The following is a 14517-nucleotide window of genomic DNA, read 5'->3' on the forward strand; positions in this document are numbered from 1 at the left end:
TCCGCCCGTGAAGCATCATAAGTTTTCCTAATGTTGCGAAATTTGGGTTGAACGCAAGTGGTTTAGCGGGAAAAGATCGCGCTGTTCCAATCCAGCGAAGGTATCCCACAAGGTGAATGGCAGCGCACGCATCGTGATCATTGGCGGCGGTGTCATTGGCCTCGGCATAGCCTATCACCTTGCCGAACTGGGCGTGAGCGATGTCGTCCTTCTGGAGCGCCACCAACTGACCAGCGGCACATCCTGGCACGCCGCCGGAATCGTCGGTCCGTTACGCGCCAGCCTCAACCTGACAAGGCTGGCGCAATATGCGACCGAGCTGTTTCCACGCCTCGAGAAAGTGACGGGCCAGGCGTCCGGCTACCGCCGCACCGGCGGCCTGTGGCTGGCGCGACGTGCGGAGCGCATGGACGAACTGAAGCGCATCGCGCATTTGGGCGATGTCTGCGGCCTCACCGTTGAGATTGTCGATCAGGCGGGCGTGGCCGAGCACGTGCGCGGCATCGTCACCGATGGCGTCGAGGGCGCGCTGTGGGTCGAGGAAGACGGCCAGGCCAATCCAGTTGATATCTGTGCGGCCTATGCAAAACGGGCCCGCGCCGCCGGTATCCGCATCCTCGAGGGGTTAGCCTGTTCGGGCATCGTGACCCGCAACGGCCGGGTCGCTGGCGTCAAGCTGGCCTCCGGCGTCACCATCGATTGCGAGACCGTCGTCAACTGTGCCGGCGCCTGGGCGCGCGATATCGGCGCGCACGCCGGCGTTCCTGTGCCGCTGCAGGCCGTCGAGCACATGTATGTCGTGACGGAGCCGATCGCCGGTCTGCAGGATCCGTTTCCCATCCTGCGCGACCTCGACGAAGGCATCTACATCAAGGGCGATTCCGGCAAGCTGGTGTTGGGCGGCTTCGAGCCGAACGCCAAGCTCTTCGATGTTCGCGGACCGGCTGGCGACAGGCCATTCCTCGAACTGCCCGAGGATTGGGAGCAGTTCGAGCCTTTCATGTCGGCCGGACTGAAACTCCTGCCGGCGCTGTCGCAGACCGGCATCAGGCACTTCATGAATGGCCCGGAGAGTTTTACCCCCGACACGCGGCCGCTGATGGGCGAGTCGCCCTATCTGCGCGGCTTCTATGTCGCCGCCGGCTTCAACTCGACAGGCATGATGTCGTCGGCCGGCGCCGGCAAGGCCATGGCCGAATGGATCGTCGACGGCGAGCCCAGCCTCGATCTGTGGGCGCTTGACATCGCCCGCTTCGACCGCGCCGCCGCGGCGCGCTCTTTCGTCGGCGCCAGGATGGAGGAAGCGGTTGCCGACCTCTTCCGCATGCATTGGCCTTACAAGCAGGCCGCCGCCGGGCGCGACGTGCGGCGTTCCGCCTTTCACCGTACGTTCGCCGAAGCGGGTGCTGTGTTCGGCGCGCCGACCGGCTGGGAGCGACCGCTCTGGTTCGGCGGCACGGAGACGCGCGGCTATTCCGTCGGCGCTCAGAAATGGTGGAGCCCGGCCAGGGCCGAAGCCGAGCGAATGGCGCAAGGCGTTGGCCTGTTCGAGCTTTCGCCCTTCACCAAGATCGATGTGCGTGGACGCGACGCGATCCAGCTGATGCAAAGCCTGTGCGCGGGGGACGTCGACAGGCCCGAAGGCCGCGCCGTCTATACGCAGATGCTCAACGCACGCGGCGGCATCGAGGCCGATGTGACGGTCACGCGAGTCGACGAGCACGGCTTCCGGGTTATTTCAGGTGCCGCGACCAGACAGAAAGATTTTGACTGGATCGCGCGCCATGCTGAGGATCTTGGTCTCAACGTCTCGGTCTTCGACGCCACGTCCGCAGAGGCCGTTCTCGGGGTCATGGGGCCGAATTCGCGGGCGCTGCTGCAGAGCCTGACCGACGTCGATCTTTCGGACGCAGCCTTCCCGTTCTCGACTTCGCGCCGCATCGACATCGGCACCGCGAATGTGCGGGCGACCCGAGTCAGCTTTGTCGGCGAGCTCGGCTTCGAGCTTTATGTGCCGGTCGAACACGGCGAGAGCCTGCTTGCCATGATCGTCTCAGCGGGCGGCGCCCATGGCCTGACCTTTTGTGGCCACTACGCGCTGGATGGCTGCCGGTTGGAAAAGGGCTATCGCCATTGGGGCCATGATATCGGGCCGAAGGACACGCCGCTGGAGGCGGGCCTGTCCTTCGCGGTGTCCTGGAAGAGGGATGATTTCATCGGCCGCGATGCCCTGCTGAAGCAGAAGGCCGATGGCCTGAAGCGCCGGCTCATGCATTTCGCCGTCGACGGCGACAATCCGCTTCTGCTGCATGACGAACCGATCTATCGCGACGGCAAACTTGCCGGGTTGACGACGTCAGGTGGCCTCGGCGTTCGCACGGGGCTCAGCCTTTGCCTGGGCTACGTTGCCTGTGATCCAGGCGAGACGAAAACGCAGCTGCTTGCCTGCGACTACCAGATCGCGGTGGCCGGTGCGCGCTACAGGCTGCGCCCACTCGACAAGCCACCCTATGACCCAACCGGATCGCGCATGCGCGTAAGCGCGGAGGAAAATTCATGAGACAACAGGCCCGCGTGGTCGTTATCGGCGGCGGCGCCATGGGCGTGTCGCTGCTCTATCACCTGGCCAAGCGCGGCTGGAGCGATGTCATGCTCGTCGAGAGGCAGGAGCTGACAGCAGGCTCGACCTGGCACGCCGCCGGGCTCTGCACGCATTTCGCCCACAATGCGACGATCATGGAGATGCGCGCGCATTCGGTGCGGCTCTATCGCGAAATCCTGACCGCCGAGACCGGGTTGCCGACAGGTTTCCACCCAAGCGGCGCATTGCGCATTACGCGCTCGCCGGAGCGCATGGACGAATTCCGCCATGTGCAGGGGCTTGGCCGGTTCGTCGGCCATGACTTCCACATTCTCAGTCCCGATGAGCTCAAGCAGATCTATCCGCTCTGCCATACCGACGGCATCATAGGCGCGATCTACGAGCCCAATGACGGTCATGTCGATCCGACGCTGGCGACCAACGCAATGGCCAGCGGCGCGCGCTCGCGCGGCGCCGAGATCGTGCGCCACAATCCGGTCCTGGCAATCGAGCGCAAGCCATCGGGCGAGTGGCTGGTCCGCACACAACAGGGTGACATTGTCGCGGAGCATGTGGTGAACGCGGCCGGCACATGGTGCCGCGAGATTGGCGCCATGATGGGGCTCGACCTGCCCGTGGTGCCGATGCTGCACCAATATGTCGTGACCGATACCGTCCCCGAGATTGCCGACCGGATCGCCGCCGGCGCCAAGGAACTGCCGATCATCCGCGATCCGGAAGAAAGCTGGTATCTGCGCCAGGAGCGCGACGGCTTTATCGTCGGCCCCTATGAAAAGTCGGCTCACCCCTGGGCGGTCGATGGCGTGCCACCAGAATTCGGCATGGACTTGCTGCCGCCCGACCTGGATCGGGTCGAGCACATCATCGCGCTGGCGATGGAGCGTGTCCCGGCACTCGCCAATGCCGGCATCAAGACGGTGGTCAACGGGCCGATCACCTTCACGCCGGATGCCAATCCGCTGGTCGGTCCGGCATTCGGCCTCGGCAATGCCTGGCTGCTCACCGGCTCAAGCATGGGCGTGATGGAAGGCGGCGGCGCCGGTCGCTTTCTCGCCGACTGGATCGTCGACGGATCACCGCCAATGGATGCGCTTGCCATCGACCCACGCCGCTTCGGCAATTATGCCGACCGCGACTATCGCATCGACAAGGCGGTGGAAGGGTTCGGCCTGCAATTCGGCATCCACTATCCCAACGAGGAACGCGAGGCCGGCCGCCCGCGCCGCACGACGCCGGCGCTCGAACTTCAGAGAAGCCAGGGGGCAGTGCTGGGCGCCGCCTATGGCTGGGAGCGGCCGAACTGGTTCGCTGCCAACGGCGCCGACCGTGACCCGCCACTGACCTTCCGCAAGCCCGGCTGGTTCGACGCGGTGCGCGGCGAGTGCCGTGACGTGCAGGCCAGCGTCGGCGCCATCGACCTTTCGGCCTTCTCCAAATTCGAGATCGGCGGACCAGGCGCCAGCGCCTTCATGGCTTCGCTCGGCGCCAACCGACCACCGGAACGTCACGGCCGCATCGGGCTCATTCACGCGCTGGCGGCAAAGGGCGGCGTGGCGTCGGAATTTACCGTGACCCGACTCGGCGACGATGGGTTCTACTTGACCAGCGCAGCACTTGCGGAGCGACATGACGAAGGTCTGCTACGCTCACGCGCCGCAGCGTTTCCAGGTGTGACGATCGACAACGTCACCGAGAGGCGCGGCGTGCTCGGCGTGATGGGGCCGCGTGCCCGTGACCTCTTGGGAAAGATCTGCGAAGCCGATCTATCGAATGCTGCATTCCCCTGGCTTTCCGCGCAGATCATCCGCGTGGCCGGCATCAAGACGGCAGCGCTCCGGGTCTCTTATGCCGGTGAGATCGGATGGGAACTGCACGTTCAGTTGGCGCAGTTCGGCAAGCTCTACGAAGCGATCACCAAGGTCGGAACGCAGTTCGACCTGCGTCCGTTCGGCATCTACGCGCTCAACGCGATGCGGTTGGAAAAAGGTTATCGTGCTTGGGGCGCCGACCTGACCACCGAACGTACGCCGCTGGAGGCTGGGCTGGGTGCGCTGGTCAAGACTGACAACCGGACGTTCGTCGGCCGTGAGGCGATGCTGGAGCGCATCGGCGAAAACGCCTGGTCCATGGTGCTGCTCGAAATCGACGACGACGGCGAGCGACTGCCGTTTTACGCCCATGCCGTGATGCAGGCGGGGCGCCCGGTCGGGATCGTTTCCTCCGGCAGCCACGGCTTCCGGACCGGCAAGACCGTTGCGCTCGCCTATCTGCGACCCGGTGTTGCGGCTGAAGGCCTGACCGTCTCGATCCTCGGCAGGGAACTGACGGCGCGGGAGCTGAAGAAAGCGCCTTACGATCCGGACAATCTGCGGCTGCGCGGCCTTCAGGCCGATGCGCCGGCCGCCTTCATGCCTGCCTGATCACGGAGACGACAATGGACAAGGACGCGATGATCGACGCTCCAGCGCCACGAAGCGGGGGCCGAGCGGGAAGGCAAGGCCAGCGCCTGGCCCAGCAGGCGCCGCGGCGTCCCTACATCAGCCGGCGGATCGGCACGTTCAATATCCTCGACGAGGAAGGCCTGAGCCTGATCGAGGCGAATGCCGACCGGCTGCTCAAGGAGGTCGGCATGGAGTTCCATGACGATCCCGAGATCCTCGACATCTTTCGCGATGCAGGCGCCGACGTGCAGGGCACCAGGGTTCGCTTCGAGCCCGGCATGTGCCGCAAGATCGTCCGCGCCACCGCGCCTTCGCAATTCAAGCAGCACGCCCGCAACCCGGCCAACACGGTGGTGATCGGCGGCGACAACACCGTGCTGTGTCCGTCGTGGGGGCCGCCCTTCGTCCACGATCTCGATCGCGGACGGCGCTACGCCACGATCGCGGACTTCCGCGATCTGGTGAAGATCCATCAGATGATCCCGCATCTGCATCATTCGGGCGGCGTCGTTTGCGAGCCTGTCGACCTGCCGGCCAACAAGCGTCATCTCGACATGCTCTACACCCACATCCGCCATTCGGACCGTGCCTTCATGGGCGCGTTCATCGGTTCGAGGCGAGCACAGGACGCGGTTGACATGGCCAAGATCGTCTTCGGCGAGGAGTTCGTCGCCAACAACGCTGTGCTCTACAACGTCTCCAACACCAATGCGCCGCTGGTGCTCGACGCCAACATGTCGGGTTCGCTGAAGGTCTGCGCCCGCAACAACCAGCCGGTCGCCTGCACGCCATGGACGCTGGCCGGCGCGATGAGCCCGTGCACGGTCGCCGGCACGCTGGCGCAGGTGCTGGCCGAGGCGCTCGCCTGTCTCAGCCTCGTACAGCTGATCAACCCCGGCGCGCCCTGCCTGATGGGAAGCTTTGCCAGCACGATCTCGATGCAGAGTGGAGCGCCGACCTTCGGGACGCCGGAAGCGGGCAAGATGGTGCTCGCCTGCGGGCAGTTGGCGCGTCGCGTCGGCGTTCCGTTCCACACCGTCGGTTCGCTGTCGGCCTCAAAGCTTCCCGACGCACAGGCCGAGCAGGAAGCGACATGGGGCATATTGATGTCGATGTTTGCCGGCGCCAACGTGATCAACCACGCCACCGGCTGGCTCGAGGGCGGACTGGTCACCGGTTTCGAAAAGACGGTCATCGACGCCGATCTCTGCGGCAAGGTCGCCAGCCTGTTCGAAGGCATCGATCTGTCGCTCAATGCGCAGGCGATGGAGGCGATCGAAGCGGTCGGGCCGGGATCGCATTTCCTGGGCAGTGCGCATACGCAGTCCAATTTCCTCTCGGCCTTCTATCGCTCCACCAGCAGCGACAACAATTCCTTCGAGCAATGGAACGAGGACGGCCGGCTCGACGCCGCGCAACGCGCCAACCGGCAATGGAAGAGGCTGCTCGACGACTACCAGGATCCGGGGCTCGATCCGGCGATCGACGAAGCGCTCCAGGCCTTCATCGCCAACCGCAAGGCCAGCGAGCCGGACCAGGCTTATTTCTAGAGCCGGTACCGCATCTTTGATGGCCCGTTCGTGGAATGTTGACCGGCCGAGCTCCGCGAGAAGATCGTTCCCAAACGGCTTTATCTGGTTCGTCCTTGCACGATACGGTCGATGATCATGGCGCAGAGAAGTATGGCGAAGCCCGCAAGCAGTCCCTGCCCGACAGCTGCGTATTGAAGCGCATTGAGGACATCTTCTCCCAACCCTTTGGCGCCGATCAGGGAAGCGATGACCACCATTGAAAGGCACATCAAAATGGTCTGGTTTATGCCGGCCATGATGGAAGGCATCGCTAGCGGGAGATCGACCCGGGTCAGGAGAAACCATCTTGTTGCACCATAGGCTTGCGCGGCCTCTCTAATGGCCGGCGGGACGCCCTGCAAGCCGAGCGCGGTCAGGCGCACCACTGGCGGCGTACCGAAAATCAACGTGGCGATGACGCCGGGCGGCTTGCCGATGCCGAATAATGCGATCACCGGGATCAAATAGACGAATGCCGGCATGGTCTGCATGAAGTCGAGCACCGGCCGCACGGCGGCATAGACGCGCGGTCGGCGTCCGCACCATATCCCAAGCGGAATTCCTATCGCGAGGCAGATAATGGCCGATGTGCCCAACAGGGCGACTGTTTCCAGGCTCTTTTCCCAAAAGCCAAGCACGGCAAGATAGGCGAGCGCAGCCGCGGTGAAGATGGCTACGCGCGGCCCCGCCAGTTGCCAGGCCAGGGCTAGAATGATCGCCATCGTCACTGGCCAGGGCATGCCCGTCAGTCCATAGGCCAAGGCATCGAGCACCAACGATATTGCGCCTGTGATGCCGCCGAAAAAGCCCTCCCCGAGATGCGACACCGCTCCCATCAGGCTGTCCAGACCCGATGACAACGCGGCCTGCCACTCGCGATTCGAGGGCGCGGCAGTCAGCCAGACGGCTGGTGTCGGCGCGGCGAAGCGATAGACCGAAAGCCCATAGGCTGCGATGCAGAAGGCAAGGGCGCATAGCGCCAGCGGATGATTGAGCCCGCGCTGAAGCGTCGGGTTCGAACGCCAGCGCGCGAAGCGCCGCTCCAGCATCCGGTTGGCGAGGAAACCGGCGATCAACCTGGCGAAGAGCAAAGTGACAATGCCGGACCCAATTACAACCGGCGCCTTCGCTTTTGCGGCGTCGGCCCGCATTCTGGCCGTGTTGGCAGCTTTCTCCAGAGCGGCCGCTGATGATTTCAGGCCAGCTGCATTGTCCGCCCCCGCTGCCTCGGCGGCCTTTGCCTGTTCCGCGCGCACCTGTGCCTGCTTGGTGACGCGTTCGGCGCGCGCTTGCTCCCCGGCGCCGAGGTTGCCAGCCGCGCCGACGCCGATCTGAACCACCGCAAGCGTCTCCAGGAAGAAGATGAGCCAGAACAGAAGTGTGATGCCTCGGGCAGCGGCCCACACCGGTCCAAGCAGCGCGGCCGCCAGGTTGAACGGCCAGACGGCACCGGAAGCCCGCCGGATGCGGGCGAACACATCGATATAGTAATCGGGGTTGCGGAGGACGAATTCTCGTACGAGTCCTTCCTCTACCGGTTGGGCGTGCTCTATCGATTGCACAGCGACAGGATCATGGGCGTTCACGGATTTCGCCCTTTCGCAGACCGTCGAGCAGGATCTGCCTGTCGACGATGCCGACGACAGACCTACCGGGATCTGTCACAGCAAGCGGTGCGGCATCCCGTGCCGCGAGTTCGACGAGTTCGGCCAGGGATTCTCGAGAATCCACCCTGCGCAACCGCTCGACGTCCAATTCCGGATGAGACCGGCTCTTGAAACTCTCGACCGACTCCATGATGCGCCCGGCGGTGATCACCTTCAGGCGCGAGATGTCGGCGACGAATTTCGCGACATAGTCGTGCTTCGGAGATGTGACGATCTCCTCGGGCGTGTCGGTCTGGACGATGACGCCATCTTTCATGATCGCGATGCGATCGCCGATCCGGATCGCCTCGTCGAGGTCATGGGTGATGAAGATCACTGTCTTTCCCATCGAGCGCGAGAGGGCCAGGAACTCGTCTTGAAGTTGCCGCCTTATCAAGGGATCGAGCGCGCTGAATGGCTCGTCCATGAGCAGGATCGCTGGATCGGCAGCCAAAGCGCGGGCGAGGCCGACGCGCTGCTGCATGCCGCCTGAGAGCTCATGGCAGTAGCGATCCCCCCAGCCCGACAGGTTCACCTTGGCAAGTGCCGCCTCGGCCGCGTCAAATCTCCGCTGCTTGGTCGCGGCTTGGATCTCCAGCGGGAGCGCGACGTTGTCGCGTACGGTGCGATGCGGAAGCAGACCGAAGCTCTGGAACACCATGGCGATCCTGCGAGACCGCAATGCCCTCAACTCAGCGGGCGACTTGGCCATGACGTTTTCACCGTCGACGAAAATCTCGCCGGCGGACGGCTCGAGCAGGCGGTTTATATGGCGGATCAATGTCGATTTGCCACTGCCCGACAGGCCCATGACGCAGAAGATTTCACCCGGCCGAACCGAAATGTTGACGTTGGCGACGCCCACGACACATCCGAAGCGCCTGGCCACTTCGTCCTTGTCGAGGCCGTCGCGCAAAACCGCCACAATCGCCTCTGGCGCGCGGGCGCCAAAGATTTTCCAGACGCCCTTCAAAATGATGGCGGCACCGTGGCTTGCCGCGTCTCCGCGGTCCGCCAGGCCGGGTCCTCCCGGCGCAATGATCGGTGCGGTGTCCACCGTCTACCGCTCCCGTCCGATCACGGATTTGAGCGGCCGGGCAACAGTGCAGGCCGGTTCAGAGCCTGCAATGCCGGCCCTGGACTTCAATGACCGAACCACTTCGCCACGTCGTCGGGGTGGGCTTTGATCCATTCCTTCGCCACATCGCCTGCCGGCTTTTTGTCGACGATGATTGCATAGGCCCATTTGCTGATGTCGTCCGGATTGAAAGTAATCCGATCCAGGGCGGCGGTCAGTTCCGGTTGCCGCTGGGCCAGCGAAGCAGCATAGGCGATGTGCACGGTGGTGTCAGCATATGCCGACGACACTTTCGATTTTTCGAACCATTGAGGATTCTCGCTCGGCTGCAGCATCACGAACTTAGCTGGGTCGTGTTTCGGTTCTGTGAGAAAGGCAAGCTTGTAGCGGGCGAAATTCTGGTGTGGGCCGTAGCAGTAGCCGACCCATGGCTTGTCTGCCTTCGCGGCCCGGTCGAGCGATGCCGCGGCCACCGCTTCGTCGGTCACCTGGAGATCGAAGAAATCGGCGAATCCATAGTCGCGGGCCCGCACCTTTTCGATGTTTGTCGACTGCCAGCCTGACGCGCCGATCCAGATTTCGCCCTTGCCGTCGCCATTGGTGTCGAAGATCTTGGCGTTGTCCGGATTGGTGAGATCCGCGACATCCTTGATGCCATATTTGTCGATCGTGACCTGGGTGACGCAGTAGCCTTGCTTGGCTTCGTAGCCGTTCTGCGCGAGTTTCACCGTGCCGGCGCTTTTGACATATTTGTCTACCAGGCCCTGCTGGTTCGGCAGCCAGACATCTGGCCAGATGTCGACCTCCCCTTTGTTGCGATCCATGGCTTCCCAAATGACTGGGACTGCGGTGGTGGTGACGGTGGAAACGTCGAGCCCAAGCTCCTGTTCGGCCGCGTTCTTGATGACGTTCATGACCGCCGTTGCGGTAGCATAGTTTGGATCCGGCATAGTCACGTCTGCACCGAACGCCGACGATACCGGCGCCAACAATAGAACGCCGAGAGATGGTGCAAGAAGTCGGTTTTTCATATCGTTCCCCAGTTGAGTTGCGCTGATTTTTCTCAGCTTATTGGTCAAGTTAGCGAAACGTGCAGGCAATCCATCCCAAATTGTGCCGCATTAGCAAAAACGATGAAGCGCATAAGGCGGTCGTTGAGATTCCGATACCCGCTCTGTAGGCAGAGGGTGTCTCCATGCTCAGGCCGTCACGTATATGCTCCCTGCCTCGACGGAGACTGGGAACGTCCTCGCGCGAACGGACGGGTTGACCAATGCTGCGCCCGACCTGATGTCGAATTCCCACCCATGCCAGGCACAGCGAACGATTTCATTCTCACGGTGATAGATGAATTCGGCTCGCTCGACGGGAGCAGTCGTTCCGCATTGCGGTCCCTCACAAAGGGGGGCCCCTCGATGCGGGCATACATTCAGCAGCGCATGGAAACTATCGCCGATCCGGAACACGCCGATCGACAGGCTGCGCACCTTGGCGATGAACGGCGTTCCGACCTGGATCTCGTCGGCGCGACAAATATAAGTCTTCTCAGCCATGTCAGGTCGTCACGCTGCAGCAGCGGCTTGCGGGCGGGGAATGCGCTTGTAAACGTCCAGCGCATTCTGGCCGAGCACCTTGCGGCGCCATTCCGGCGGGATGTGCAAAGTGTTGACGTCATCGTAGTCCCAATGGGGGTAGTCGGACGCAAAAAGCAGCGTGTTCTCCCCGTCCATGGCCTCCAGGATCGCCCAGAGGTGGTTGACATTCGAAGGCTGCTCCAGCGGTTGGGTGGAAAAGCGGATGTTGCGCCGGCAATATTCCGACGGCAGCATTTTCAGCCATGGCGTCTCTTTTCGCAGTGCTTTGTAGTCGGCATCCAGGCGCCACAGGACCGACGGGACCCAGGCGACGCCGCACTCGATGATCACGAAGTAGAGGTCCGGCCATTTCTCAAAAACGCCATGCGCAATCATGCTTGCCACATGCGACATGGCCGACATGTGCAGGATCGCATGGGTCTCCCAGAAGAAAGTGGTGGGCGCTGGCGCGACAGCGTTCCAGTTGATGCCGCCATGTCCACCAAGATGTATGGCGAACGGCAAACCGACCTCGGCACAGGCCTCGAAGATCGGGTGATAGAACGGGTCGCCATACGGCCGCACAGAGCCTTGGGAGGCCAGAACTTGCGCCATCCGGGGATGCTCGCCGAGGCGCCGGATCTCCGCCGCCGCAAGGCGCGGGTCTTGCGGTGCGATGATGATGGAGCCCATGAAGCGGCTGTCTTTCGGCAGCCATTCATTGATCTGGTAGTCGTTGTAGGCGCTTACCAGCGCGCTAGCGTAATAGGGATTTGCCAGTGTCGACGCTTCGATGGGCTCGTCGCCAGTTAGGATTGCCACTCCGACATTGTATTTATCGAGGTGCTTCTCCTTCATGATCAGGTAGTTGTCCGCCTCCACCTTCGGTCGCACATCCTTGCGGGAGAAATCCTGCGGATGAAACCAGGGGCGATGGCCGTGCGGAAAAGCGCCGACCGGGCCGGTCTTCTCGCCCTCGATGAACATGTCTTTCCAGACACCGGACAGGTAGGGCTCCAGCACCGTCGCGTTGGACCAATAGTTGTGGCAATCGCAATCGACTATGAACATTTTTCCCTCTTCCTTTGATGCGGCCGTCACTGACGCCGTGGCTTCTGCACCGAACTTCCGCTTTGATAGTGCACGGATCAAGCGTATGAACAGCTAGATACGATCGCAAAAATCGATGGCTCGCCTATGCAGTTGGAACAAATAGAAACGTTTCTCGACATCATTGAATCGCGAAACTTCAACCGGTCGGCGGAGCGCCTCGGACTGACGCAATCGACGGTCAGCACCCGTGTCAAGAACCTGGAGGCCGCCGTGGGGTCCGAACTCTTCCATCGCGGCCGCGCCGGTGCCGAGCCGACCGCGGCAGGGCGGCGGTTTGAGGTTTACGCGCGGTCAATGCTGTCGACCTGGTCCCAGGCCCGTCACGACGTGCGCGCCTTTAACAGATTCGAAGGCAGCCTTCGGGTCGCTGCCCAGGTTGGAATGACCCGCTCGATCCTGCCTGGTTGGTTGGAAATGCTGCTGCAAGTCTTGCCGCGGTCCTCGATCCATGTCGAATCCGACTACTCGCCGCAGATGATATCTGATCTGAGCCTGGGAAACCTCGATATTGCTGTTGTTTATGCTCCACGCTACCTGCCCGAGATCACATATGACCAACTGATGGTCGAGGAATATACAATGGTCTCGACCAAGGCACGCCGGCTTAGCGATGTAAGCCCGGACAATTACATCCGGCCGGGTTACACCGTTGCGCTCGAGAAGGCTCATGCCGAGGCGTTGCCAAATCTGACTGCGTGCCGGCTTTCGATGGGCTCCGAAACGCTGGCCGACAATATGCTGAGGGCGCAGGCGGCACCTGCTACATGCGCGCCGACGATGCGCGTCGCTTCGCCGCCGAGCAACCCTCCCACATTGTGGAAGGTGCTCCAACTCTGCATCAGCCCGTCTACACCGCAATCTCGCGCGACGCCGGCATGAGCCAATCATAAAGAAAGGCATTCGCGCGCTTCATCTTGCGGTCATGTCGCTGGAAGGTTGATCGATATTGTCGATCATAGATGTTTGAGGTTCCTCCTGTATCGAACGTAGGCCTGCTGGCATTCTTGGCCCCTTAATGGGAGCCAGATGATGAACGCCCTCGTTTCTTTCGCTCCCTCCTGCCGATCCGACCGCGTCAGCGGACGTCACACGCTGATCTGTCGCGGCATCGTTCAGGAGACGCACGACGTGAAGACCTTCGTCTTTTGTCCAAAGCGCGGGCAGGCCGGCCAGTTCAAAGCCGGGCAGTTTATCACTCTGAACCTCGTGATCGACGGCGCTCCGGCCGTCCGGACTTACTCGATCTCTTCGCCGCCAACCCGGGTGGGAGACCTCAGGATAACCGTCAAGCGCGTCCCCGGCGGCCTCGCTTCCAATTGGCTGCATGACAATCTCGAACAGGGAAGCGAAATAGAGGTCGACGGCCCGTCCGGCAGCTTCAACTGGGATGACCTGCGGAGCGACCGGCCGCTTTTCCTCTCCGGCGGCAGCGGCATAACACCGGTGATGTCGATGCTGCGCACGCTCGCCGACAGTGGCTCCGACAAGGATGTCTGCTTCATTCATAGCGCACGCTCGCCGAAGGACATCATCTTCGGTGACGAGCTTGACAACCTGGCACGGGACCATCGCAATTTTCACGTCCATGTCGTCTGCGCCGAAGCTGTGCATAATTGGGCCGGTCCAACTGGATCGGTTGGTGAGTCCATGTTGCTGAAGTTTGCTCCCGACATTAGGGAGCGCACCGTTTATGCCTGTGGGCCCGAGCCTTACATGAACGCAGTCCGGAACGCCCTCAACAGCATCGGCTTGGATCCTGGTCGGTATCATGAGGAGAGCTTTGGCGGCCTGTTGGAGCCTGCACCGGTATTGCAAACAGCCCAGGCCGCTTCCGTGCGTTTTGCTCGCACAGGTGTCACCCACCAATGCCGTTCGACACAGACCCTGCTCGAAATCGCTCGGAGCGTTGGTCTGTACCTGCCAAGCGCTTGCCAGCAAGGGATTTGTGGGACCTGTCGTGTGCTGAAGGTCAGCGGCGACGTGGAAATGGCTAATTTCGGCGGACTCAGCGCACAGGAGAAGGACGCCGGATATGTGCTCGCCTGCTGCACTCATCCCATGGGAGCGGTGTCGATAGACTTGTAGCTGCAGGCGCACACCGCGGCCGTGCAAATCACAAAGCAATTCAGTACCGATATTGTCGTGGAAGGCACCGAACCGACGGCCAATTCGCGTGAGAGATAAGACATCGGCAGCATCGATCTGGTGTTCGACGTCATCGGTGGCGACATCCAGAAGCGGTCTGCAGCCCTGATCCGGGGCGAGGTATGCTGGTGACCGTCGTCGGACCAGCCGAGGCGCAGCCCGCGGATGGCTTGGCGGTCGATTTCATCGTCGAGTCCGGTCGTGGCCAGTTGAGCGAGATCGTCCAGCAGGTGCGGAACGGGCGGCTGCGGATGAACATTGGCAAGGTCGCGATCTCGACGAGGCGATCGCCGCCTCAGGAAAAAATACTGTCAGAGCATTGTCACTCGACAACGCTCCACCACAAC

The 14517-nt window shown here is 62.3% G+C and carries 10 protein-coding genes and 1 pseudogene; 6 read left to right on the plus strand and 5 right to left on the minus strand.

The window, feature by feature from the left end; genetic code table 11:
- The first annotated feature begins 112 nt into the window (after positions 1-112).
- Genes FJ949_RS26810 through FJ949_RS26820 form a run of 3 tightly spaced genes read left to right on the plus strand, consistent with a single transcriptional unit; the run spans position 113 to position 6593 of the window.
- Positions 113-2560, plus strand: coding sequence for an FAD-dependent oxidoreductase (locus FJ949_RS26810; RefSeq protein WP_140500684.1), 2448 nt, complete (start codon positions 113-115; stop codon positions 2558-2560).
- The gene (locus FJ949_RS26815; protein WP_140500685.1) at positions 2557-5022 is read left to right on the plus strand and encodes an FAD-dependent oxidoreductase; all 2466 of its coding nucleotides are present in this window, start codon (positions 2557-2559) and stop codon (positions 5020-5022) included. Before FJ949_RS26810 ends, FJ949_RS26815 begins: the two co-directional genes overlap by 4 nt.
- Positions 5023-5036: 14 nt before the next feature.
- Complete coding sequence (locus tag FJ949_RS26820; RefSeq protein ID WP_224618847.1) at positions 5037-6593, plus strand: trimethylamine methyltransferase family protein; 1557 nt, start codon at positions 5037-5039, stop codon at positions 6591-6593.
- An 80-nt stretch (positions 6594-6673) separates the two neighbouring features.
- Here FJ949_RS26820 and FJ949_RS26825 read toward each other — a convergent pair whose 3' ends face one another.
- From FJ949_RS26825 to FJ949_RS26845, 5 genes are all read right to left on the minus strand, one after another.
- Positions 6674-8200, minus strand: coding sequence for an ABC transporter permease subunit (locus FJ949_RS26825; protein ID WP_210241501.1), 1527 nt, complete (start codon positions 8198-8200; stop codon positions 6674-6676).
- Positions 8187-9278, minus strand: coding sequence for a betaine/proline/choline family ABC transporter ATP-binding protein (locus tag FJ949_RS26830; RefSeq protein ID WP_140500736.1), 1092 nt, complete (start codon positions 9276-9278; stop codon positions 8187-8189). The genes FJ949_RS26825 and FJ949_RS26830 overlap by 14 nt, the downstream gene beginning before the upstream one ends.
- A 125-nt stretch (positions 9279-9403) precedes the next feature.
- Positions 9404-10417 carry a glycine betaine ABC transporter substrate-binding protein gene (locus FJ949_RS26835; RefSeq protein WP_140500686.1) on the minus strand — a complete coding sequence of 338 codons (1014 nt, stop codon included), beginning with the start codon at positions 10415-10417 and terminating at the stop codon, positions 9404-9406.
- Between the two features lie 120 nt (positions 10418-10537).
- Entirely contained in the window at positions 10538-10891 is a 354-nt protein-coding gene (locus FJ949_RS26840; RefSeq protein ID WP_140500687.1) for a Rieske (2Fe-2S) protein, read from the minus strand.
- Positions 10892-10900: 9 nt separating this feature from the next.
- Positions 10901-11983, minus strand: coding sequence for an amidohydrolase family protein (locus FJ949_RS26845; RefSeq protein WP_140500737.1), 1083 nt, complete (start codon positions 11981-11983; stop codon positions 10901-10903).
- Between the two features lie 126 nt (positions 11984-12109).
- Between FJ949_RS26845 and FJ949_RS26850 the strand changes: the two genes are divergently transcribed.
- The 3 genes and pseudogenes from FJ949_RS26850 to FJ949_RS30915 all read left to right on the plus strand — a co-directional run.
- Positions 12110-12904, plus strand: coding sequence for a LysR family transcriptional regulator (locus FJ949_RS26850; RefSeq protein WP_140500688.1), 795 nt, complete (start codon positions 12110-12112; stop codon positions 12902-12904).
- Positions 12905-13054: 150 nt separating this feature from the next.
- Positions 13055-14110, plus strand: coding sequence for a hybrid-cluster NAD(P)-dependent oxidoreductase (locus FJ949_RS26855; RefSeq protein WP_181172170.1), 1056 nt, complete (start codon positions 13055-13057; stop codon positions 14108-14110).
- Between the two features lie 99 nt (positions 14111-14209).
- A pseudogene (locus FJ949_RS30915) lies at positions 14210-14462 on the plus strand (zinc-binding dehydrogenase); the annotation flags it as partial.
- Between the last annotated feature and the right edge of the window lie 55 nt (positions 14463-14517).

The organism is Mesorhizobium sp. B2-4-1 (assembly GCF_006442185.1).
In the GTDB taxonomy this organism is placed as follows: Bacteria; Pseudomonadota; Alphaproteobacteria; order Rhizobiales; family Rhizobiaceae; genus Mesorhizobium.

Bases quoted from the DNA above. Each gene is read 5' to 3' on its own strand.
- FJ949_RS26820 (WP_224618847.1), top strand. From the start codon at position 5,037: ATGGACAAGGACGCGATGATCGACGCTCCAGCGCCACGAAGCGGGGGC.
- FJ949_RS26815 (WP_140500685.1), top strand. From the start codon at position 2,557: ATGAGACAACAGGCCCGCGTGGTCGTTATCGGCGGCGGCGCCATGGGC.
- FJ949_RS26845 (WP_140500737.1), bottom strand. From the start codon at position 11,983: ATGTTCATAGTCGATTGCGATTGCCACAACTATTGGTCCAACGCGACG.
- FJ949_RS26855 (WP_181172170.1), top strand. From the start codon at position 13,055: ATGAACGCCCTCGTTTCTTTCGCTCCCTCCTGCCGATCCGACCGCGTC.
- FJ949_RS26840 (WP_140500687.1), bottom strand. From the start codon at position 10,891: ATGGCTGAGAAGACTTATATTTGTCGCGCCGACGAGATCCAGGTCGGA.
- FJ949_RS26850 (WP_140500688.1), top strand. From the start codon at position 12,110: ATGCAGTTGGAACAAATAGAAACGTTTCTCGACATCATTGAATCGCGA.